Consider the following 19,864-nt stretch of genomic DNA (forward strand, 5'->3'; position numbering starts at 1 on the left):
AATAATCAATATGAAAAAACTAACCATTCACTCAGTTCCTGTTGGAGTAAGCTTTATGTGGTTTATGACAGCATGTCAGACATTGAATCCCATTATTCTTAAAGGGCCGGATTTTCTGAAGTTTTATCTCATTCTGGTTCTCGGATTCTATGCTTCAGTTTTTATTTTAAACTCCTTGAGAGAAACCATTTCGGAGACTACATTTTATTTTACAGGCTTCATTTTTTTACTGGGAATTATAAAACTGGTAAGAGGAATCATGCTGGGAAAACCCGTTGGATTTCTCGTTATGATTTTAATCCTGGAATGTATTGTGGCAGTGTTTCTTATCATGAGCCACGTCAACAAGAAAACAAAGTAATTGTTTCATAAAAACAAACCCGAAACAGAACTGTTCCGGGCTTTATAATAAGGTATAGAGATCAAATCTCTTACTTTTTTTCTTTTATGGGCTGGTAGCCATATTTTCTAACCATAATGGAAGTGATCACCACTAAAATAAGGCTGATTCCGATATTTGAATTCTCAGGATGTACAATTGCCTGATAAAGATTGTAACCGAAAACCGCAGATACAACTGAGATCAGGATATTGTTTACATAAGCATACTGGTTTTTTGTAGTTGTTTTCATAGTAATTTTTTATTGTTATTTACTCAGTAAGTAAGACAACTTAAAAAACGTTACAGAAAACTTTAAAATTATTTCTTCAAAAAACAAACTTATATATTCTCAACCCTGAACTCATCATCCTTTACGCAATCACACCGCTTCCGATAAGTTCATCATCAATATACCATGCAGCAAACTGTCCTTCCGCAATGGCAGACTGAAGTTCATCAAACTCAATATATAATGCATTTTCAAACTGATACAGAATTGCTTTCTGCAAAGCCTGTCTGTATCGGAATCTGGCCATTACTTCCATAGATTCTCCACTCTGAAGTTTCATATCCTCACGTACCCAGTGCAGTTCAGAATTATCTATTTTCAATGCTTTTTTGTGAAGACCAGGGAAATGGCTTCCTTCTCCCACGAAAATGATATTGTTTTCCATCTCTCTGGAGATAATAAAACAGCTTTCCTTGTGCCCGCCTATTCCAAGGCCCCGGCTTTGTCCGATGGTGAAAAACTGGGCTCCCTGATGTTTCCCGATTACTTTTCCGTCAGACTTTTTATAGTTGATTTTTCTGGATAAAAACTCAAGTTCTTCTTCTTTAGAAGCGAATTCTGGTTTTTCTTCCGAAAATAAAGGTGAATCTTTGAAAATTTCTACAATTTCCCCTTCATTGGGCTTCAATTGTTGCTGTAAAAACTGTGGAAGGCTCACCTTCCCGATAAAACATAATCCCTGAGAATCCTTTTTATCTGCTGTTACCAACCCGATCTCCTTTGCGATTTCTCTTACCTGAGGTTTTGTAAGTTCTCCGATAGGGAACAACGCTTTTGAAAGTTGATCCTGGCTTAGCTGGCAAAGGAAATAAGACTGATCTTTATTGTTGTCTTTTCCGGCAAGAAGGTGGAAAATTTCTTTTCCGTTTTCGTCAAAAGTAGAGTTTACTCTTGCATAATGTCCGGTTGCCACCTTATCTGCCCCCAATGACATTGCGGTCTTCATGAAAACATCGAATTTTACTTCTCTGTTACATAATACATCCGGGTTGGGAGTTCTTCCTTTTTCATATTCTGCAAACATATAATCAACGATACGTTCCTTGTAAAGTTCACTCATGTCTATCACCTGAAAAGGAATTCCAAGCTTTTGTGCCACCATAAGGGCATCATTACTGTCCTCAATCCAGGGACATTCATCTTCCAGAGTTACGGAAGCATCGTTCCAGTTTCTCATAAACAAAGCCACCACTTCATGGCCTTGCTGTTGCAGCAAATACGCTGTAACACTAGAATCTACACCTCCGGAGAGGCCTACTACTATTTTCATTGTATTTCAATTTTACGAAACTCTTAACGGGAGTTCTTAGTTTGATGCGGCAAAAATACAACTAAATAAATTCGTAAAAAAACCATAATTTTAAACATTGATAAAAACGATATTAATCGTATTTGCCATTATACCGTACTATAACAAGTGATGGGAGTATACAATATCATCAAAACAAAATATATCTACATATGAAAAAAATTATTATTTCAATGATGCTGATCATCTCGGGGTCAGCGTTTTCCCAGGTTTCAGTAGGAACTCCGGTGCAGGAAAACAGCAAATGGACTTTTGGAGGGGGAATCGGATTAGGATTCGGGAGTAATAGTGCTTTTAATCTGTCTGCTTCACCAAGAGTAGGTTACAGGCTTACGGATGATCTTGAGGCAGGTGTTGTGGGAAGTGTATCCTGGCAGACTTCCAATTCTTATAAATCTACCATGTTTGGGGTAGGGCCATTTGTCAATTACTATTTTGCCAGATCATTTTATGTGGGAGCAAACTATCAGCATTATTTTGTTGACTATAAAGATAAATACTATGATTATAAATACAATACAGAAGAAAATGCATTGTATCTTGGAGGAGGATATATGCAAAGAATCGGGAATAATTCTTTTATGCAGATTGGATTGATGTATAATGTACTCTGGAAGCAGAATTCCAGTGTGTTTTCAAGCGGTCTGATCCCGAATATCGGTTTTGTAGTAGGGCTTTAATGCCTGGTTTATCAATAGGAACGGGCTTTAGCCCGTTTAATCAAAGAACAAAATTCATTCGGCTTCAGCCAAACCTCATAATGTTAAGCCACAAAGATATTTGGAGTTCAATACAATACTCAATATAATTGGTTTTAACGTAAAACTTATAAAACGAAAAGCCCCGGAAAATTTCCCGGGGCTTTTCTATTTGAAATTAAATTATTTATTCAATTATGATTGAGAAGACTTCTCAGCAGCTGATTTTTTCGCTTTCTGCGTTTTTCCAATCAGTCCGTCTTTAGCATCATTAAGGTCAAGAACTACGGTTTCTCCTTCATTCAATTGCTTGTTTACCAACATTTCTGCCAATAAGTCTTCAATATATTTCTGGATTGCTCGTTTCAATGGTCTTGCACCGAAATCTTTATCCCATCCTTTTTCAGAAATGAAGTTTTTAGCATCTTCAGTTAAGTCAACTTTATATCCTAATTTTTCAAGTCTGCCATACAATTTGTTCAATTCAATATCAATAATCTTCTTGATATCATCCTGAACAAGAGAGTTGAAGATCACAATGTCATCAATTCTGTTTAAGAATTCAGGAGCAAATGCTTTCTTAAGAGCACTTTCAATGGTACTTCTCGCTCTTGTATCTGAGCTTGTCTTTTTAGCTGAAGTTCCGAATCCTACACCATCTCCAAAGTCTTTAAGATCTCTGGTTCCGATATTGGAAGTAAGAATGATAATCGTATTTCTGAAGTCGATTTTTCTCCCTAAGCTGTCTGTAACGTGACCTTCATCAAGGATCTGTAACAGAATATTGAATACATCCGGGTGAGCTTTTTCAATCTCATCCAAAAGAACCACAGCATAAGGTTTTCTTCTTACCGCTTCAGTCAGCTGACCACCTTCTTCATATCCTACGTATCCCGGAGGCGCACCCACCAATCTTGAAACTGCGAATTTCTCCATGTATTCACTCATGTCAATTCTGATCAAAGATTCGTCGGATTCAAACAGTTCTCTCGCCATTACTTTAGCCAGCTCGGTTTTACCAACCCCGGTTGTTCCAAGGAAAATAAATGTACCGATAGGACGATTTGGATCTTTAAGACCGGCTCTGTTTCTTTGAATTGCTTTCACAACTTTTTTCACAGCATCTTCCTGACCGATTACTTTTCCGTTCAGTTTTTCATCCATCTGGGCAAGCTTATCAAGCTCGTTCTTGCCAACTTTTGTTACAGGAACTCCACTCATCATAGAAACCACTTCCGCTACACTTTCCTCACTCACGGTTTCTTTTTTCTCTTTTACATCTTTATCCCATTTTTCCTGAGCAGCATTCAGTTCCATCTGAAGTCTTTCCTCTTCATCTTTAAGCTTTCTTGCCTCAAGATAATCCTGAGCTTTTACAGCTTTCTGCTTCAGTTCTTTGATATCTTCAATTTTCTTTTCAAAATCAATGATCTCCGTAGGAACTTTCATGTTCTTGATGTAAACTCTTGACCCAGCTTCGTCCATTGCATCAATCGCTTTGTCCGGTAAGAAACGGTCTGTAATATATCTTGCTGTCAGATTGACACAGGCATTAATTGCTTCAGGCGTATAAATTACATTGTGGTGTTCTTCATACTTATCCTTAATCTGGTTCAGAATCTGAATGGTTTCATCAATAGAAGTAGGCTCCACCATTACTTTCTGGAATCTTCTTTCTAAAGCACCGTCTTTTTCAATATACTGACGATATTCATCCAGAGTCGTAGCCCCGATGCATTGAATTTCTCCTCTTGCCAAAGCCGGTTTGAACATATTGGAAGCATCTAAACTTCCTGTAGAACTTCCCGCTCCTACAATCGTATGAAGCTCATCAATAAATAAGATGACATCTCTGTTTTTTTCCAGTTCCGTCATGATGGCCTTCATTCTTTCTTCAAACTGACCACGGTATTTAGTTCCGGCAACTAAACTTGCCAGGTCTAAAGTGATCACACGTTTTCCGTAAAGAACTCTTGACACTTTTTTCTGTTGAATTCTTAATGCTAAACCTTCAGCAATAGCAGATTTACCAACTCCCGGCTCTCCAATAAGAAGAGGATTGTTTTTCTTTCTACGGGATAAGATCTGAGAAACTCTCTCAATTTCTTTTTCACGGCCGATTACCGGGTCTAGCTTTCCATCCCTGGCCAAAGAAGTAAGGTCTCTACCAAAGTTATCCAATGTAGGTGTTTTACTTTTTGCAGAACCTAGATTTCCTGTAGGCTTTCTCATTTGCTCAAATTCTTCTCTTTCATCATCGTCATCATAAGCACTCATCTGTGGAGACTGGCCTGAATTTTTAAGCATAGTCTGGTATTCTCTTGAAACTCCCTCATAGTCTATGTCATAAGCTCCCAGGATATTTGAAGTAGGATCCTCATATTTATAAAGAATACCTAAAAGCAGGTGAACGGTATTAATTTCATTGCTTTTATATTGACGGCATTCTAGCTCTGCACGTTTAATGGCATGGTCTGCCATCTTGGTGAAAGAAATATTGGTAACCTCTTCAGAAATAGGATTTAGACTTGCTGTATTTAAAGTTTCAATTTTTCTTCTGATTTGTGTTAAATCCGCATTAAGGTTTTGAAGGATTTCTTTTGCAGAGTTTTCCGTTTTTATAATACCTAAAAGTAGATGTTCTGTATTAAGAAATTCACTTTTCAGCCTTTTAGCTTCGCTTTTGCTTTGTTTGAACACCTGGCTCAAACCTTGTGAAAACTTATAATCCATAATATATCTCATTAGAACAAAGGCAACATTACCTTTTATTCATTATCTAAATTACAAATATTTTACCAAAAATCAATTAATGACTTTATGGCAGAAAAAATTTTATTATCTTATTGAAAATGATTAAGTTTGTTATCCTTAAATTTCCCCCATGAATACTGAAATTACCACCTACATCGGCTATTCTGCATCTCTTTTTATCGTATTGAGTTTCATACTGAAAGATGTAAGAAAAATTAGGGTAGTCAATATGATCGGCTGTATTTGTTTTGTCATTTATGGTATCTTCAATGGAATGCTTTGGCCGGTTATCATTCCAAACGGGCTCATTTGTTTCATTCAGATCTATTATTTAATATTAGACAAGAAAAATTGATGAAGAAAAAAATACTAGTATCTGCCTTTAGCAGTTTGTATACCGATCAGCGAATAGAAAAGGTATGCAAAACCCTTTTTGACAACGGATATCCCATTGAATTGATCGGAAACGATTGGGAAGGAAATGAGACAATGGAACGTCCTTATCCTTTTTCAAGAATAGGACTGACGTCAAAAAGCCTAAAGACAGCTTATTTTGAGTTCAACTGGAAATTATACCATGAGCTTAAGAAAAAAGCAGACAAAGATACTATCCTTCATGCCAATGACATTGATGCGCTTCTGCCAAATTATCTCATTGCCAAAAAACTCAATATTCCATTGGTCTTTGACAGCCATGAAATTTTCACGGAAATGCCATCAGTACAAAACAGGTTTTCACAAAAATTCTGGAGAGTGCTGGAAAGAAAGCTGGTTCCTTATGTGAAATTTATGATGACAGAAAGTGAAAGCTATGCTGAGTGGTTTCACGAAAAATATAAGGTAAACCCGGTAGTTGTCAGAAATATCCCGAGAAAAATTCTTTCTGCCCCTGAAATTCCTGAAAACCATCCTAAAATTATTCTGTATCAGGGAGCGATTAATCAATCCAGAGGAATTGAAAAAATGATTGCCGCCATGCATCATATTAAAGATGCTGTTCTGAAAATTGCTGGTGACGGACCGAAGAAAAAAGAATATGAAGAACTTGTCATTCAGGAAAAACTGCAGGACAAAGTCTTTTTCCTGGGTAAACTGAAACCGGAAAATCTCAGAGAAATTACAAAAACAGCAGATGTAGGATTTAGTCTTGAAGAGAATAACGGAGTTAGTTATTATTACTCACTTCCCAATAAAGTTTGTGACTATATCCAGTCCAGAGTGCCGCTTGTTATGATTAATTTCCCGGAAATGCAGCGTATAAAAAATCAGTTTAATGTAGGAGAGATCATTACAGATCATCAGCCTGAAACGATTGAAAAAGCAATTAATCTGGTTCTTGAAAGAGGAAGACTGTACTATCAGGGCGAATTGAACAAAGCTGCAGATGTATTTTGCTGGGAGAACGAAGAAACAAAAATTCTTCAGCTTTTTGAAAAAGCATCCCGGTAATAAATTTTACAAAATTGGTTATCTTTGCAAAAGAAATTTGATTAAAAATGACCATTAAAGAAAAACAGCAGGAAATAATAGACGAATTCGCTTTTCTGGACGATTGGGAGCAAAAGTACGAGTACATCATTGATCTTGGAAAAGAACTGAAAGGCCTGCCGGAAGAAAGAAAGACAGAAGAAAATCTGATTAAAGGCTGCCAGAGTAAAGTTTGGATTGATGCCGAATTTAAAGATGGGAAACTTTTCTTTAATGCAGATTCTGACGGTATTTTACCCAAAGGAATCGTTTCTCTTTTAGTAAGTATTTATAGTGGGCATTCCACTCAGGAAATTCTGGATTCTGATTTTGATTTTATTGCAGAAATAGGGTTACAGGAATTTCTTTCGCCATCCAGAGCCAACGGATTGATGGCAATGACCAAACAGATCAAGTTTTATGCAGTTGCTTATCAACTGAAATCATAGCCGTGACAAAAATTTTAGCATATCGTTTTTCCGCATTCGGAGATGTTGCGATGACCGTACCTGTTTTCAGAGAATTTCTGGAGCAGAACCCTGGTGTGGAAATTATTATGGTGTCCAGGAAGAATTTCGAAGCGTTGTTTGCGGGAGTTCCCAATGTAACTTTTAAAGGAATTGATCTTGATGACTATAAAGGTCTCTTTGGATTGAGGAAACTGAGCAATGAACTGATCCGGGAGTTTAATCCTGACTGTATTGCCAATCTTCATGATGTAATCCGGACCAAGGTTTTAGACAGGATATATAGAAGAAAAGGACTTAAAGTTTTCAAAATAGATAAGGGTAAAGAGGAGAAAGAACACCTTACAGATGTCTGGAATCTTGAGAAAGTGCAGCTGAGGAAAACCGTGGAACGTTATGCTGATGTATTCCGTAAAATGGGATTCAAAGTTGAGCTTTCACATCAGCTCAGACCTACTTCGGAGCATCAATCAGGAATTGGTTTTGCCCCTTTTGCCCAACACAAAGGAAAGATGCTTCCTCTGGAAAAATCCTATGAACTGGTCAGAATTCTGGCTCAGAAACATACGGTGTACTTCTTTGGTGGAGGTAAAAAAGAAACCGAAACCCTTGACAAATGGGAAAGTGAGATTCCCAATACCAAAAATCTTTCCGGAAAATTAAACCTTACCGAAGAACTCAATCATATTGCCGGGCTGGAACTGATGATATCCATGGATTCTGCGAATATGCATCTTGCGAGTCTTGTAGGAACAAGATGTGTTTCTATTTGGGGTGCTACTCATCCCTATGCAGGATTTTTAGGATTCGGGCAGAGTGAAGAAGATGTTGTTCAGGTAAAAGATCTCACCTGCAGACCATGTTCTGTTTTTGGAGATAAAGAATGTTACAGAGGAGACTGGGCTTGTCTTGAGGAATTCAATATTCAGAAAGTGATAGATAGGGTTAATTTTTAAAAATAATCTTTACCATCTCTTCGGCTTTAGTATGATCCGAATGTGTTTTTTCTAAGATTTGCTTTCTTTTTTCAGTATCATTATAATCTTTTTCGGCAGAGCTGATAATCTGTTGGCGAATTTCAGCCATATCAGCCCCATACAGGCATAAATCCTTCAAAGCAGGGTTATCTGTAATATTTCCATTAATAATCACAAAACGACTATTGTAAAGGGTGTTGAAAAGCTTCACCTTGGTTCCTGAATTCTGGTAAGAAATCAGAATGTTGGCATGGGCATTTTCCAGGAGATGGTGAAGGTTTTCTGTCGTCAGGATAGGAGTGAGGGTGATATTTTCAACCGCTGACATCCTTTTTTTAATATCTTCATTGGCACGATCGGAGGCAACAATCAGTTTATACTGTGGGAGAGTTTTGAATAAATCAATAGTCTCAATCAGTGCTTTTTTATTATCAGCAGTAGTGAGATCTCCATGGAAAAGAAAATAATTTCCTTTTTTATCCAGTTGCTTTACCGATTGATTGCCATGGAAAATATGGATCAATTGTGCATTTCCCGAATAAATATTCACTTCATTATATTCTTTTTCAGACAGGCAGAATACAGTTTCAAACTTCTTTAAAAGCTTTTCCTGGTATCCTTTATATTTTAAAGATTCAATGCTGTAAACAATCTTTTTGAGGATGTTTTTTTCTGATAATGAAAGTCCTTTATAATACGCTGTTTCGTTGTTGTGGTGGCGAAGATACAGTTTATGACGACTGTTTTTCAGAAACTTGATAATATGCGTTGTCTGCAGGCCTTCAAACAATATTGGAGCTTTGATCTTTTCCAGATTTTTAAGGAGAGCTTCAGAATCTCTTATTGCGGCCGCGAAAGGCGTTTTTGAGAAATAAAGAAGAAAATTCTTTTTCTTTTCATAAAAAAATACGCTTTCTGTGATTCCTCCTATTTCCGGATCAATCTTTACAGGAATTTTGTCTACAAAACAATGAAGGTGAATTTTTATCCCCAGATCAGATAAAGCCTTGATCTTGTAATACACATCAATGATGCCGCCATAAGAAGGAGGGTAGGGATAGTTGAATGATATGATATGGAGTTCCTTCACGTCAAGCAAATTCAAATGCAGGCAAAGGTAAATAAATATAAGGAAAAGTGGTGAGGAAACTCTAAAATAGCTTAGGTATAAAAATAAAAAATCTCCCAATTTCTTGAGAGATTTTTGTGGGCCCTGAGGGATTCGAACCCCCGACCCTCTGGGTGTAAACCAGATGCTCTGAACCAACTGAGCTAAGAGCCCTGAAATTTTTTGAAAGGCTTCAGTATCCTTTTTGTGGGCCCTGAGGGATTCGAACCCCCGACCCTCTGGGTGTAAACCAGATGCTCTGAACCAACTGAGCTAAGAGCCCCTATAACTTGTTTCCTCGTTTAGAGTGGTGCAAATATACGACTTATTCGGAAATCTCCAAATTTTTTTCTAAAAAATCTCCCACAACAAAGTTACTTCCCCCGATAAAAATCATTTCTTCATTTGTACATTGTTCTTTTGCAGCAAGATACGCTTCCTGTACAGAATCGAAAATTTTATAAAAAATTTTCGCCTCCTGAAGCAGATTTTCATAATCTTCTGGATGTCTTCCCCTGTTGACAGATGGTTTTGCAAAATAGAACTCAGAATTTCCAGGAAGTAATTTCATCACATCATCTATTTTTTTGTCATTCACAAACCCCAAAATAATATGCTTGTGACGGTCAATTGAATTTAATTGCGAAAAAACATATTCCAAACCTGCCTGGTTGTGTCCCGTATCACAAATTGTAAGCGGATTTTTTGAAAACTCAAACCAACGGCCAATGAATCCTGTGTTCTGATGAACATGGAGCAGTCCGTTTTCAAGATCTTTGTAGGAAATAGGAACCTCCAGTTTTCTTAATTCCTCTACCGCAGCCAATACAACTCTGATATTTTTCTTCTGATAATTTCCTTTCAAATCAGATTCAAGGTTTGTATTAATAAGAGTGGCGTCTATAAGGGGAGCATTTTCTTTAATCGCTTTTTCCTGGATGATATTTTTGACTGTTTCATTCTCATCACCTGAAATAATCGGGATATTACTTTTAATAATTCCCGCTTTCTCAGTGGCAATTTCTTCAATGGTATCTCCCAAAATATTCTGATGATCCAGCTGAACATTCGTAATTACAGAGATCAGTGGTTTAATAATGTTTGTTGAATCCAGTCTTCCTCCCAATCCAACTTCAATAATGGCAAAATCTACCTGTTGCTGATAAAAATATTCAAAAGCCATGATAGTGGTAAATTCAAAGAAAGAAGGGCGGATATCTTCCGGAAGAGCCCTTAGCTTTTGAATAAACTCAAAGACAAATTTTTTATTACAGTTTTTTCCGTTAACCTTGATGCGTTCTGTAAAGTCTATCAGGTGAGGAGAATTGTATAACCCGGTTTTATAACCAGCTTCCTGAAGGACAGATGCCAGCATATTGCTTGAAGAACCTTTTCCATTGGTACCTCCAACGTGGATACATTTGATTTTATCTTGAGGATTTTCAAAGAAAGCACAAAGCTTTGTAATATTGTCAAGTCCGGGTTTATAAGCCTTCTGCCCATCTATCTGATAGTTGGGCATCTGCACGAAAAGCCAGTCAATAGCTTCCTGATATTGTTCATTTGTCATGGTGCAAAATTCCCAAAAGTTTTTTTAAAAAAAAATATAATTTTTCAATCTGTAACTTTTTTATATTTAATTCGTCTAATATTGAAAAATCTTAATATGAAATCGCTGTGATTTACAAATTACAATGCAGGTGACACGATTCCATATGCCATTAAAAACAAATAAACATCTACATAATATGAAAAAAGTTTGGATCATCGTTTTTGGATTAGGTTATCTGGGTTTAAGTGCTCAGAAGAAATGGTCCTTAAAAGAATGTGTAAGCTATGCAGTGGAGCATAATCTTCAGGTTATCCAAAATCAGTATAACAAACAAAACCAGGAATACAATCTTAAAGCAGCTCAAAAAGAATATTTGCCTTCGGTAACAGGGAGTATGACGACTGGGGTGAGTTTCGGACAAGGATCATTAGGAGCCGGAAGCTTTAGAAACGATAGATTCAATAACAGTGTTGGCCTGGGAGCCGATATCTTGGTTTATAATAATAGGAGATTAGAGAAGAATGTTCGAAAAGCTCAGTTTGATGTAGAAGCAAGCCAATATGACATTGAAACCATTAAAAATGATATTTCTCTTCAGATTGCTCAACAATATCTAACCACTTTGTTGAATAAAGAGATTGTTAAAATCTCTCAGAGTGCTGTGGGGAATGCTCAGAAGCAGTTTGACAGAGCTAAAATCACAACTCAGGTTGGAACAACTGCCCAGACGGTTCTGGCAGAGGCTGAAGCAGCACTGGCAAGAGAAAAACAAAACCTTAAAACAGCAGAAGTAAATGTTGGACGTGCTTTGTTTGCCATCGCTCAGCTTTTACAACTGTCAGATTATAAGGGTTTTGATGTGGAAGATGTGAATATTCCGGAAAAACTTGATTTACAACTTACTACCGCAGATGATGTGCTTGCAACTGCATATGAGATACAACCTCAGATAAAAGCAGCGGAAAGCCGTATAAGATCTGCCGAAGCACAAACTGAAGTAAGCAAAACAGCATTCTGGCCTACATTAACAGCAAGCGCTGGTCTTAACACTTTCTATAACAGGCAGTTTGATCCTATGCCAGGTACTGTGCAGGGGAATTTTTTTGAACAATATAAAGATCAGTTTGGACAAAATGTAGGGCTATCACTTAATATCCCTATTTTCAATAAAGGAAAAACAAAATTACAGGTAGAACAATCTAAGGTTAACGAAAGTCTTGCTAAAAATACACTTGAGCAGCAGAAACAGACCGTAAGACAGAATGTACAGAAAGCTCAGTTTGATGCAGACGCCAATTATGAAAATTACCTGGCAGCTGTGGAAGCCGAAAAAAGCTCCAAACTGGCTCTTGATTTTGCAGACAAAAGTTATGCTGCAGGAAGATCTACCATCTATGACGTAAACGTGGCAAGAAATAATTATGCAAATGCACAGGGATCAGTAGCGCAGGCAAAATATAATTATCTTTTTAGTCTTAAACTATTGAATTTCTATGCCGGAATTCCATTAAGTTTGTAAAATGTCTATCCAATCATTAGAAAAATATTTACCTCAAAATACACTCAAATATTTAAGGGTATGGTTTTCAGATTACTATATCCACATAAAAGTTACAAGAAACAGGAATTCAAAACTGGGAGATTACAGAAAACTTCCGGACAATTCACATGAAATAACGGTAAACTCTACGCTTACCCCGCAGCTTTTTTTCTTTGTATTGACCCATGAGCTCGCGCACCTGATTGCGTTTGAAAAATATGGAAGAAAAATCTCTCCTCACGGTAACGAATGGAAAGAAACTTTCAGAAATATGCTCCTCGAAAGCCTTGAAATTTATGATGAAGAACTAAAGCCTATCATTGTAAAATTTTCAAAATCCCCAAAGGCCAATTTCATGGCCAGCCCGGATCTGGTAAGATATTTTCATACTGAGAAACAAGATGATACTCTTCATTTTATTGAACAACTTCAGAAGGGTGAATTTTTTATATACCGCAACGAAAAGTATTTATTAGAAGGTCTAGTTAAAAAAAACTATCTTTGTAAGAACCTGGCTACTGGAAGGAAGTATTCTTTCAAGCCTTTAGCGAGGGTAGAAAAATGTAGCTAAGAATGTTAAAATCAGATAGATACTGCGTTATAATGGCGGGGGGAATCGGAAGCCGGTTCTGGCCCATGAGCACGCAGAAATTTCCAAAACAGTTTCAGGATATTTTAGGAACCGGACGCACTATGATTCAGCAGACCTATGACAGAATCAGCAAGGTAATTCCTAAAGAGCAAATATTCGTGATTACGAATAAAGAGTATGTGGCTCTTTCCCATCAGCAGCTTCCGGAGATTCCTGAAGAAAACATTGTGGGTGAACCGCTTATGAAAAATACAGCTGCATGTAACCTGTATATGGCCAACAAGATTGCTGAGATCAATCCGGATGCAACAATGATTGTGCTTCCGGCGGATCATCTGATCCTTAAAGAGGATGTATTTTTGGAAAAAGTGGAGCTGGCATTTGAGGTGGCTTCAAAACATGATTATCTGGTAACATTAGGGATTACTCCAACAAGGCCTGATACAGGCTACGGCTACATTCAATTTGTAGAAAAGAAGGGTTCTGATTATTTTAAAGTCAAAACATTCACAGAAAAACCGATCCTTGAAATTGCCCAAAGCTTCTTAGAGAGTGGTGATTTCCTTTGGAATGCAGGTATTTTTATATGGAACGTAAAAAGTATTCACCATGCTTTTGATCTTTATCTTCCTGAGATGATGCAGCATTTTATGGCTTGTGAATACAATTCAGAAAAGGAAAATAGCTGTATTGAAACCATTTATCCAAAAGTTCAGAAAATCTCAATTGATAACGGAATTTTAGAAAAAGCAAAAAATGTATATGTGATTCCATCGGATTTGGGATGGAGTGATCTGGGAACATGGACATCTGTTTACGAAAATACAGAAAAAGATAAAGACGGAAATGCTGTGAAATTAAAGCATTTACTTTCCTATAATTCAAAAGGAAACATTATCCGTCTGAGAAATAATAATAAGGCGGTAATCATTGACGGCCTTGAAAACTACATTGTTGTAGATACCGATAAAGCACTTCTTATCTGCCCGCGAGATAACGACCAGCTTATAAAGGATTATGTCCTTGACTTAAAAAACTTTAAGAAAGGAGATAAGTTTATGTAATATTTGGTATATTTTCTGCTGATTTTTAAATTATGAGTAAAGCCGCAACCCGAATTACAATTCTTACATTTTTACTTTTGGGAATCTTAGGATTTTCTCAGGAGAAGAAAAAATTTTCAAGCATCCCGAATATTTTACAGCAGATCAACCCAAGCAATAGGGTAGACTCATGGATTTTGGTATATAACAGCTATGGAAAAGGGGAGGAAATAAAGGTTTCGGGTAAACTGGATTATACCCCTCAGTTCTCCGGATTTAATCTTTTCCCTAGTGAAGACAGCTTTTATTATATTGCTTATTCAGAAGGTGGTAAAATCAATTATGTTGCCGATGTTGAGGGACTTAAGAAGTTTATAGACCGGATTGATAATGCTCAGGAAGCTGCTGTAATGCTGGCTGCCGAAGGATATATGGTGGATGAAGAATTCAAAGACCTTGCGGGTAACTATCATGAAGATAAATCAAACTATTATCTGGACCTTGGAAAACTGACCTCAAAGGAGTGTCCTTACCAAAAAACACATTATACAGTGACTGTAAATAAATCAACAGGCGCAGTAAGTAATGTGAAGGACAATGGAACCTATATTGAGCTTTACAATAAAAAATGTGCTAATAATCCGAGACTTTTAAAAATCGAAAAAAAAGAAGAACCAAAGAAAGATGAGCCTAAAAAAACACCCAAGCGCAGATAATACCTATGAAACGGAACGATTAATACTTCGCCCGATGTCCCGTGAAGACAGTGATTTTATCTTTGAGCTTTACAACAGACCCAAATTTATTCAACATATCGGCAACCGTAATGTCAATAGCATTGAAGATGCCGAAAATTATATACTGAACAGATTTGCTCCACAGATTGAAAGACTGGGATTTGGGAACTATCTTTTAGTAACTAAAGAAGGGAATGAAAAAGTAGGAGCAGTAGGAATCTTTGAAAGAGAAGGTCTGGATATTGTAGATATAGGATATTCTCTACTGGAAGAGTTTGAAGGCAAAGGATATGCTTTTGAAGCGGCTCAGAAGGTCAAATCCATTGGGATGGATGATTTTGGACTGTTAAAAATATCGGCTATCATTTCAAAAGATAACGTTTCTTCCCAAAAACTGATCGAAAAATTGGGACTAAGATTTAAAAATTTTGTAACTCTTCCCGGAGAAACAGAAGAATTAAACTATTACGAAACAGAATAATAAATACATAAAAATTTATTTTCACAAATAACACAGATACATAATTGTGTTATTTGTGAAAATAGTTGTGATATCTGTGTTTCAAAAAAGAAATTATCCCTCCAGAATCTGTTCAGCAGCAGTCTTTGAAGTCACTTTTTCAATGACTCTTGTGCAGATACCATTTTCATCAAAAATAAAAGTGGTTCTTACAATTCCCATATAGGTTTTTCCAAATGTTTTTTTCTCCTGCCATACCCCGAATTTTTCAATGATATTACGGTTTTCATCCGCAATCAGATCATAAGGAAAGGCAAATTTGCTGTGAAAATTCTTTTGTTTTTTTACAGAATCACCGCTTATTCCCAATAATTGGAATCCCGCTTTTTTAAGCTTAGTATAGTTATCACTCAGGTTGCAGGCTTCCACCGTACAGGTTGGCGTATTCGCTTGTGGATAAAAGAAAACCACTAGTTTTTTTCCAATTAATTTTGATGAGGCTACTGTTTCTCCGTCTTGGTTGAGTTCTTCAAATTCAGGTAATTTATCTCCAACTTTCAGCATAATGATTTAATTTTGTTCAAATTTAAGGGTTACATGACAAAAAAACAAAGAGCTGAGCTCGTTCAGATAGAACTGGAGAAATTATATCCTACAACGCCTATCCCGTTAGATCACACTGATCCGTATACATTGATGGTTGCCGTAGCACTTTCTGCACAAACAACAGATAAAAAAGTAAACCAGGTTACCCCTGATCTTTTTGCAGTAGCAGGAACACCACAAAGAATGGCGAAGCTGGAAGAATTTGAAATCAAAGAATTAATCAAAGAAATAGGATTATCCAATACCAAAGCCAAAAACCTGAAAAAAATGGCTGAACTTCTATTGGAAAGGCACAACGGTATTGTTCCCCAGACTTATGAAGAACTGGAAGCACTTCCGGGAGTAGGACACAAAACGGCTTCAGTAGTAATGAGCCAGGGATTCGGATTTCCTGCTTTTCCTGTAGATACACATATTCACCGTCTGATGACACAATGGAAACTTACTTCAGGAAAAAATGTTGTGGAAACAGAGCGTGATGCCAAGAGTTTATTCCCTGAAGAGGTATGGAATAAACTTCATCTTCAGATCATTTTTTATGGAAGAGAATATTCTCCGGCAAGAGGAAAAGGAGAGAAGGATTTTATTACGAAAATGATGTTTGAAAAATAATTCATTGATTTTAGCACTATGCTCGCAAGGATTTTATAAAAAATTACGTTGAAATAGCTCGCAAAGGCACTTCGTTTAGCAAAGGCAATATTTTCCTAGCTGAGTGAAACGTCTTTGTGAACGAAAAAGAAAACGCAACAATTACTTAGTGATTGTTGCGTTATTTTAATTTTTATTGATGGATTAAATGTCTAATAACCTTCTGTGGTAATTGATCTGTCCCAAATGATAATCCAGATGAGCAATCAGATGAATCAGAAAGTAATCTGTTGTCATAGCGCTTTCAAAAACAACCAGTGGATATTCTTTTTTCAGATCATCATCTGATAATTGTGGAAGCACGGAATCTATCATGGCTGCTGTAGCTTCAATTTTTTCAATAAGTTCAGCTTTTGAAATATCTTTTAATGAAAATTCCAGCTCACGGTGTCTTATATATCCTGTATTTCCTAGCTGTGCACCTATAAAATGATTGATATTTCCAACCAAATGAAGACAAAGGTTACCAGCAGAATTGGCAATACTTTTATCAATTTTCCAGAGATTTTCTTCATTTTGATAGGCTTCTATCTCTGATTTTAGTTTGTTTAAATCTCTGTTGTAAAGAGATCTAAGGCTTTCTGTGATCATATCAATTTTTGTTTATTTAGAAGGGTAAATAAAAAAGGGTACTTTTTTCAATCGTACCCCTTTTTATTAGTATAAGTTTATTTCTGTTTTTGGGCCCAAAGCTCCATTTTTCTGTTCAGAACATCTAAAGGAAGACATCCCTGGCTTAATATTTCATCATGGAAGCTCGCCAGATTGAATTTGTTTCCAAGTTCTTTCTGATACTTTTCTCTCAGCTCACGAATTCTTAAAGAACCTATTTTATAGCCTAAAGCCTGTCCCGGCATAGCCATATATCTTTCCACTTCTGCTACAGCAGCTCCTTCATCATAAGAAATATTGCTTAAGAAATATTTAATAGCTTCTTCTCTTGACATTTTTCCCGTATGAAGCCCTGTATCTACCACAAGTCGTACAGCTCTTAGCATCTGATCGCTCAAGTATCCCATTTTCTGGTAAGGATCTGTATATAAACCGAACTCAGGACCTAGTGTTTCACAATAATGTGCCCATCCTTCACCATACGCTCCAAACCATCCGAATCTCATGAATTTTGGAAGCTTTGTGTTTTCCTGTTGAAGAGAAACCTGGTAATGATGTCCTGGAATTGCTTCATGAAGGAAAAGAGACTCCATTCCTGAAGTAACATTGAATTTCGTAGGATCTGGAAGCGGAACATAAAATATACCCGCTCTCTTCCCGTCAGGAGTTCCCGGAATGTATTCTGCACTGGCACTGGCCTCTCTGAATTTTTCCGTCTGTCTGATTTCAAACTTTGTTTTTGGAGTTACATTGAACATCGTTTTCAGTTTCGGAGTAATCTTTGTCAGAATACCGTTGAAGGCATTTAAAACTTCTTTAGACGTTTTATAAGGCATTGCCTTTGGATCTGTTTTCACAAAAGTAATAAACTCTTCCAGGCTTCCGGTAAAACCTACCTGCTGCTTTACTTTTTCCATTTCTGCACGAAGCATAGCTACCTGCTGCAGACCAATTTTATTGATCTCATCAGGAGATTTCTTCGTAGTTGTCCAGCTTTTTACGTAATAGCTGTAAATTTCATTGCCATTGGGAAGACTGTTGTATCCGTCTGTATTTCTAGCTTTGGGAAGATAATCCTTTTCTAAAAATACTCCCATTTTAGTATAAGCCGGAATAATTTTTTTCGTGATTGCCTCTTTAAAAAGTGCTGAAAATTTATCTTTCTGATCCTGCGTGAAGTTTTTCGGGAAATTTTTAACCGGTCCGTAGAAAATATTTTTTTCCATATCAGACGTTGTGATTTCCTCGGCTTTCATCTGAGGAATCATTTTGGCAACCAGTTTTTTAGGAAGTACCACCTTATTGTTGATTCCCTCACGGAAGTTGTCTGCTGCGGCATCCATCCATTCCGGGAATTTTTCCATTCTTTTCAGCCAGTCGCTGTAATCCTTTTCAGTTTTGAAAGGCTGACTGCCCTGTCCGCTCCCATACAACGGAAAAGTAAGCGGTAGACCTCCGAATTGGGTAAAAGGAATATATTCCGGATGATAGGCATAGGCCTCAATTTTATCTTTTAAAGTATAATCCAGTACATCATACACCACTTTATCTTCATCAGACAAGGATTTGTAATCTACATGCTCCAGTTGTTTCTGTACAGAATTGTAGAAAGCGATTTCTCCTGAGATAAAATCTTTATCAATATTAATAGGAAGCTGGTCGTTGTATCTTGTATCTCCCTGAGATGTAGCATCTAAAGGGTATAGCTTAAGATATTGCTCATAATAGTTGGAAGCAATAGAATCCAGGTTGCTGGGGGTTACTTTGGTAAGAGGAGAGTCCGTTTTTTTGCATGAAGCAAGCCCGATTATCAATCCTAATCCAAGAATACCTTTTGATAAAATGTTTTTCATTTTCAGAATCTTTATGAAAACAAAAGTAAGTATTATTGGGATATTCAGACTTATGGTATGAGTTGATTTTAAAAAATTATTTTCAAAATCCTTTCAACTTTGAATCAATTTTTTATCTTTGTCTAAAACGTTTAACAATCATATTATTACAGTTCTTTTTTAAGAAAAAATGAAAGGGATTTTAAAAATTTACCATCCGGAGGAGACGCTAAAATACAATATCAGAAATACTTATTGTAAGGCAGTTTACAGCAACCAACAACATTTTTTAGAGGTTGAAGTTATTACGGATGACAGTTTGGATCACGTAGACGATGATTCACTACAGTACAACTTTCCGCAGCTTTCACTTGAAGTTTTTGATTTTCCTATCGAATCAGCGGAAATAGAAGGAAAAACTATCACAATCAATGACTCTGATGAAGAAACCTACACAGAAGTAGACCTTTTCGATGACGAAGATGCCTATATCTATGACAATGAGCTTCTCTTCGAAAGGAATGAAGAAGGAGAGCTTCAGGTCATCTGGAAGGGTACCATTGATGATTTCTACACCGGATCAGATACACCTATTCCTTTTAGATTAAAATGCGAATTCAAGCAGGATGATATTGAGGTAGACGAGGATTAACGATCGTCTTCATCCTTTTTTAATACCGGATTTCTTTTCAAATTTATTTTTGGAAAGAAATTTGCTATTGGTAAATCATAACAAATTTTAAGTTGTTTTTAAGCAATTTTTAAGAGTTCAATTCATAATATTCTAC

The 19,864-nt window shown here is 36.7% G+C and carries 21 protein-coding genes and 2 tRNA genes; 13 read left to right on the forward strand and 10 right to left on the reverse strand.

The window, feature by feature from the left end; translation table 11 throughout:
• Positions 1-10: 10 nt before the first annotated feature.
• Positions 11-361: a hypothetical protein gene (locus CHRYMOREF3P_RS14090; protein ID WP_180564885.1), complete on the forward strand. Its 351-nt coding sequence runs from the start codon at positions 11-13 to the stop codon at positions 359-361.
• A 70-nt stretch (positions 362-431) separates the two neighbouring features.
• On the opposite strand, the gene CHRYMOREF3P_RS14095 is transcribed toward CHRYMOREF3P_RS14090, so the two are convergent.
• Both CHRYMOREF3P_RS14095 and mnmA read right to left on the reverse strand, forming a co-directional pair.
• Positions 432-632: a hypothetical protein gene (locus CHRYMOREF3P_RS14095; protein WP_077413256.1), complete on the reverse strand. Its 201-nt coding sequence runs from the start codon at positions 630-632 to the stop codon at positions 432-434.
• A gap of 121 nt (positions 633-753) precedes the next feature.
• A complete protein-coding gene (mnmA, locus tag CHRYMOREF3P_RS14100; protein ID WP_180564886.1) occupies positions 754-1,941 on the reverse strand; it encodes a tRNA 2-thiouridine(34) synthase MnmA in 1,188 nt (395 codons plus the stop codon).
• Between the two features lie 191 nt (positions 1,942-2,132).
• Between mnmA and CHRYMOREF3P_RS14105 the strand changes: the two genes are divergently transcribed.
• Positions 2,133-2,660 (forward strand): hypothetical protein, encoded by a 528-nt coding sequence (locus CHRYMOREF3P_RS14105; RefSeq protein ID WP_180564887.1) that lies wholly within the window; start codon positions 2,133-2,135, stop codon positions 2,658-2,660.
• A gap of 213 nt (positions 2,661-2,873) precedes the next feature.
• Here the strand turns inward: CHRYMOREF3P_RS14105 and CHRYMOREF3P_RS14110 are convergent, their stop codons facing one another.
• Positions 2,874-5,411: an ATP-dependent Clp protease ATP-binding subunit gene (locus CHRYMOREF3P_RS14110; protein ID WP_077413662.1), complete on the reverse strand. Its 2,538-nt coding sequence runs from the start codon at positions 5,409-5,411 to the stop codon at positions 2,874-2,876.
• A 151-nt stretch (positions 5,412-5,562) separates the two neighbouring features.
• Between CHRYMOREF3P_RS14110 and CHRYMOREF3P_RS14115 the strand changes: the two genes are divergently transcribed.
• From CHRYMOREF3P_RS14115 to CHRYMOREF3P_RS14130, 4 genes are read left to right on the forward strand one after another with little or no spacing between them, the layout of a single operon-like run.
• Positions 5,563-5,787 carry a hypothetical protein gene (locus CHRYMOREF3P_RS14115; RefSeq protein WP_047375919.1) on the forward strand — a complete coding sequence of 75 codons (225 nt, stop codon included), beginning with the start codon at positions 5,563-5,565 and terminating at the stop codon, positions 5,785-5,787.
• Positions 5,787-6,881 (forward strand): glycosyltransferase, encoded by a 1,095-nt coding sequence (locus CHRYMOREF3P_RS14120; protein ID WP_180564888.1) that lies wholly within the window; start codon positions 5,787-5,789, stop codon positions 6,879-6,881. Before CHRYMOREF3P_RS14115 ends, CHRYMOREF3P_RS14120 begins: the two co-directional genes overlap by 1 nt.
• Positions 6,882-6,928: 47 nt before the next feature.
• On the forward strand, positions 6,929-7,348 hold the full coding sequence (locus tag CHRYMOREF3P_RS14125; RefSeq protein ID WP_047375924.1) for a SufE family protein: 420 nt from the start codon (positions 6,929-6,931) through the stop codon (positions 7,346-7,348).
• A 50-nt stretch (positions 7,349-7,398) separates the two neighbouring features.
• Positions 7,399-8,322 (forward strand): glycosyltransferase family 9 protein, encoded by a 924-nt coding sequence (locus CHRYMOREF3P_RS14130; RefSeq protein WP_077413663.1) that lies wholly within the window; start codon positions 7,399-7,401, stop codon positions 8,320-8,322.
• Here the strand turns inward: CHRYMOREF3P_RS14130 and CHRYMOREF3P_RS14135 are convergent.
• The 4 genes from CHRYMOREF3P_RS14135 to CHRYMOREF3P_RS14150 all read right to left on the reverse strand — a co-directional run bounded on the left by CHRYMOREF3P_RS14135 (position 8,312) and on the right by CHRYMOREF3P_RS14150 (position 11,021).
• Positions 8,312-9,433 (reverse strand): glycosyltransferase, encoded by a 1,122-nt coding sequence (locus CHRYMOREF3P_RS14135; RefSeq protein ID WP_180564889.1) that lies wholly within the window; start codon positions 9,431-9,433, stop codon positions 8,312-8,314. The two genes, CHRYMOREF3P_RS14130 and CHRYMOREF3P_RS14135, sit on opposite strands and share 11 nt — an antisense overlap.
• Before the next feature lie 117 nt (positions 9,434-9,550).
• Positions 9,551-9,625 (reverse strand) — tRNA-Val (locus tag CHRYMOREF3P_RS14140).
• A 34-nt stretch (positions 9,626-9,659) separates the two neighbouring features.
• Positions 9,660-9,734: transfer RNA gene (locus CHRYMOREF3P_RS14145), tRNA-Val, on the reverse strand.
• Positions 9,735-9,776: 42 nt separating this feature from the next.
• Complete coding sequence (locus CHRYMOREF3P_RS14150) at positions 9,777-11,021, reverse strand: bifunctional folylpolyglutamate synthase/dihydrofolate synthase (RefSeq protein WP_180564890.1); 1,245 nt, start codon at positions 11,019-11,021, stop codon at positions 9,777-9,779.
• Between the two features lie 178 nt (positions 11,022-11,199).
• On the opposite strand from CHRYMOREF3P_RS14150, the gene CHRYMOREF3P_RS14155 reads away from it, so the two are divergent.
• Genes CHRYMOREF3P_RS14155 through CHRYMOREF3P_RS14175 form a run of 5 tightly spaced genes read left to right on the forward strand, consistent with a single transcriptional unit; the run spans position 11,200 to position 15,396 of the window.
• On the forward strand, positions 11,200-12,522 hold the full coding sequence (locus tag CHRYMOREF3P_RS14155; protein ID WP_077413664.1) for a TolC family protein: 1,323 nt from the start codon (positions 11,200-11,202) through the stop codon (positions 12,520-12,522).
• 1 nt (position 12,523) lies between these two features.
• On the forward strand, positions 12,524-13,114 hold the full coding sequence (locus CHRYMOREF3P_RS14160) for a SprT-like domain-containing protein (protein WP_077413263.1): 591 nt from the start codon (positions 12,524-12,526) through the stop codon (positions 13,112-13,114).
• A gap of 2 nt (positions 13,115-13,116) precedes the next feature.
• On the forward strand, positions 13,117-14,199 hold the full coding sequence (locus CHRYMOREF3P_RS14165) for a mannose-1-phosphate guanylyltransferase (protein ID WP_228408576.1): 1,083 nt from the start codon (positions 13,117-13,119) through the stop codon (positions 14,197-14,199).
• Between the two features lie 32 nt (positions 14,200-14,231).
• Positions 14,232-14,894, forward strand: a complete 663-nt coding sequence (locus CHRYMOREF3P_RS14170; protein WP_077413265.1) for a hypothetical protein — start codon at positions 14,232-14,234, stop codon at positions 14,892-14,894.
• Positions 14,863-15,396, forward strand: a complete 534-nt coding sequence (locus CHRYMOREF3P_RS14175) for a GNAT family N-acetyltransferase (RefSeq protein WP_077413266.1) — start codon at positions 14,863-14,865, stop codon at positions 15,394-15,396. The genes CHRYMOREF3P_RS14170 and CHRYMOREF3P_RS14175 overlap by 32 nt, the downstream gene beginning before the upstream one ends.
• A gap of 93 nt (positions 15,397-15,489) precedes the next feature.
• Here CHRYMOREF3P_RS14175 and bcp read toward each other — a convergent pair whose 3' ends face one another.
• Positions 15,490-15,939 carry a thioredoxin-dependent thiol peroxidase gene (gene bcp / locus CHRYMOREF3P_RS14180; protein ID WP_077413267.1) on the reverse strand — a complete coding sequence of 150 codons (450 nt, stop codon included), beginning with the start codon at positions 15,937-15,939 and terminating at the stop codon, positions 15,490-15,492.
• A gap of 33 nt (positions 15,940-15,972) precedes the next feature.
• On the opposite strand from bcp, the gene CHRYMOREF3P_RS14185 reads away from it, so the two are divergent.
• A complete protein-coding gene (locus tag CHRYMOREF3P_RS14185) occupies positions 15,973-16,593 on the forward strand; it encodes an endonuclease III domain-containing protein (RefSeq protein WP_077413268.1) in 621 nt (206 codons plus the stop codon).
• A gap of 183 nt (positions 16,594-16,776) precedes the next feature.
• Here CHRYMOREF3P_RS14185 and CHRYMOREF3P_RS14190 read toward each other — a convergent pair whose 3' ends face one another.
• Together CHRYMOREF3P_RS14190 and CHRYMOREF3P_RS14195 are read right to left on the reverse strand one after the other, a co-directional pair.
• Entirely contained in the window at positions 16,777-17,223 is a 447-nt protein-coding gene (locus tag CHRYMOREF3P_RS14190) for a DinB family protein (RefSeq protein ID WP_077413275.1), read from the reverse strand.
• Positions 17,224-17,300: 77 nt separating this feature from the next.
• Positions 17,301-19,097: a DUF885 domain-containing protein gene (locus CHRYMOREF3P_RS14195; protein WP_180564891.1), complete on the reverse strand. Its 1,797-nt coding sequence runs from the start codon at positions 19,095-19,097 to the stop codon at positions 17,301-17,303.
• Positions 19,098-19,266: 169 nt separating this feature from the next.
• Between CHRYMOREF3P_RS14195 and CHRYMOREF3P_RS14200 the strand changes: the two genes are divergently transcribed.
• Positions 19,267-19,728 (forward strand): hypothetical protein, encoded by a 462-nt coding sequence (locus CHRYMOREF3P_RS14200; RefSeq protein ID WP_077413277.1) that lies wholly within the window; start codon positions 19,267-19,269, stop codon positions 19,726-19,728.
• Positions 19,729-19,864: the final 136 nt, after the last annotated feature.

This window comes from Chryseobacterium sp. JV274, from assembly GCF_903969135.1.
Classification (GTDB): Bacteria; Bacteroidota; Bacteroidia; order Flavobacteriales; family Weeksellaceae; genus Chryseobacterium.

Excerpts from the sequence above, each read along its gene's own strand:
- CHRYMOREF3P_RS14090 (WP_180564885.1), top strand. The coding sequence starts at position 11 with ATGAAAAAACTAACCATTCACTCAGTTCCTGTTGGAGTAAGCTTTATG.
- CHRYMOREF3P_RS14095 (WP_077413256.1), bottom strand. The coding sequence starts at position 632 with ATGAAAACAACTACAAAAAACCAGTATGCTTATGTAAACAATATCCTG.
- mnmA (WP_180564886.1), bottom strand. The coding sequence starts at position 1,941 with ATGAAAATAGTAGTAGGCCTCTCCGGAGGTGTAGATTCTAGTGTTACA.
- CHRYMOREF3P_RS14105 (WP_180564887.1), top strand. The coding sequence starts at position 2,133 with ATGAAAAAAATTATTATTTCAATGATGCTGATCATCTCGGGGTCAGCG.
- CHRYMOREF3P_RS14110 (WP_077413662.1), bottom strand. The coding sequence starts at position 5,411 with ATGGATTATAAGTTTTCACAAGGTTTGAGCCAGGTGTTCAAACAAAGC.
- CHRYMOREF3P_RS14115 (WP_047375919.1), top strand. The coding sequence starts at position 5,563 with ATGAATACTGAAATTACCACCTACATCGGCTATTCTGCATCTCTTTTT.
- CHRYMOREF3P_RS14120 (WP_180564888.1), top strand. The coding sequence starts at position 5,787 with ATGAAGAAAAAAATACTAGTATCTGCCTTTAGCAGTTTGTATACCGAT.
- CHRYMOREF3P_RS14125 (WP_047375924.1), top strand. The coding sequence starts at position 6,929 with ATGACCATTAAAGAAAAACAGCAGGAAATAATAGACGAATTCGCTTTT.
- CHRYMOREF3P_RS14130 (WP_077413663.1), top strand. The coding sequence starts at position 7,399 with ATGACCGTACCTGTTTTCAGAGAATTTCTGGAGCAGAACCCTGGTGTG.
- CHRYMOREF3P_RS14150 (WP_180564890.1), bottom strand. The coding sequence starts at position 11,021 with ATGACAAATGAACAATATCAGGAAGCTATTGACTGGCTTTTCGTGCAG.
- CHRYMOREF3P_RS14155 (WP_077413664.1), top strand. The coding sequence starts at position 11,200 with ATGAAAAAAGTTTGGATCATCGTTTTTGGATTAGGTTATCTGGGTTTA.
- CHRYMOREF3P_RS14160 (WP_077413263.1), top strand. The coding sequence starts at position 12,524 with ATGTCTATCCAATCATTAGAAAAATATTTACCTCAAAATACACTCAAA.
- CHRYMOREF3P_RS14165 (WP_228408576.1), top strand. The coding sequence starts at position 13,117 with ATGTTAAAATCAGATAGATACTGCGTTATAATGGCGGGGGGAATCGGA.
- CHRYMOREF3P_RS14170 (WP_077413265.1), top strand. The coding sequence starts at position 14,232 with ATGAGTAAAGCCGCAACCCGAATTACAATTCTTACATTTTTACTTTTG.
- CHRYMOREF3P_RS14175 (WP_077413266.1), top strand. The coding sequence starts at position 14,863 with ATGAGCCTAAAAAAACACCCAAGCGCAGATAATACCTATGAAACGGAA.
- bcp (WP_077413267.1), bottom strand. The coding sequence starts at position 15,939 with ATGCTGAAAGTTGGAGATAAATTACCTGAATTTGAAGAACTCAACCAA.
- CHRYMOREF3P_RS14185 (WP_077413268.1), top strand. The coding sequence starts at position 15,973 with ATGACAAAAAAACAAAGAGCTGAGCTCGTTCAGATAGAACTGGAGAAA.
- CHRYMOREF3P_RS14190 (WP_077413275.1), bottom strand. The coding sequence starts at position 17,223 with ATGATCACAGAAAGCCTTAGATCTCTTTACAACAGAGATTTAAACAAA.
- CHRYMOREF3P_RS14195 (WP_180564891.1), bottom strand. The coding sequence starts at position 19,097 with ATGAAAAACATTTTATCAAAAGGTATTCTTGGATTAGGATTGATAATC.
- CHRYMOREF3P_RS14200 (WP_077413277.1), top strand. The coding sequence starts at position 19,267 with ATGAAAGGGATTTTAAAAATTTACCATCCGGAGGAGACGCTAAAATAC.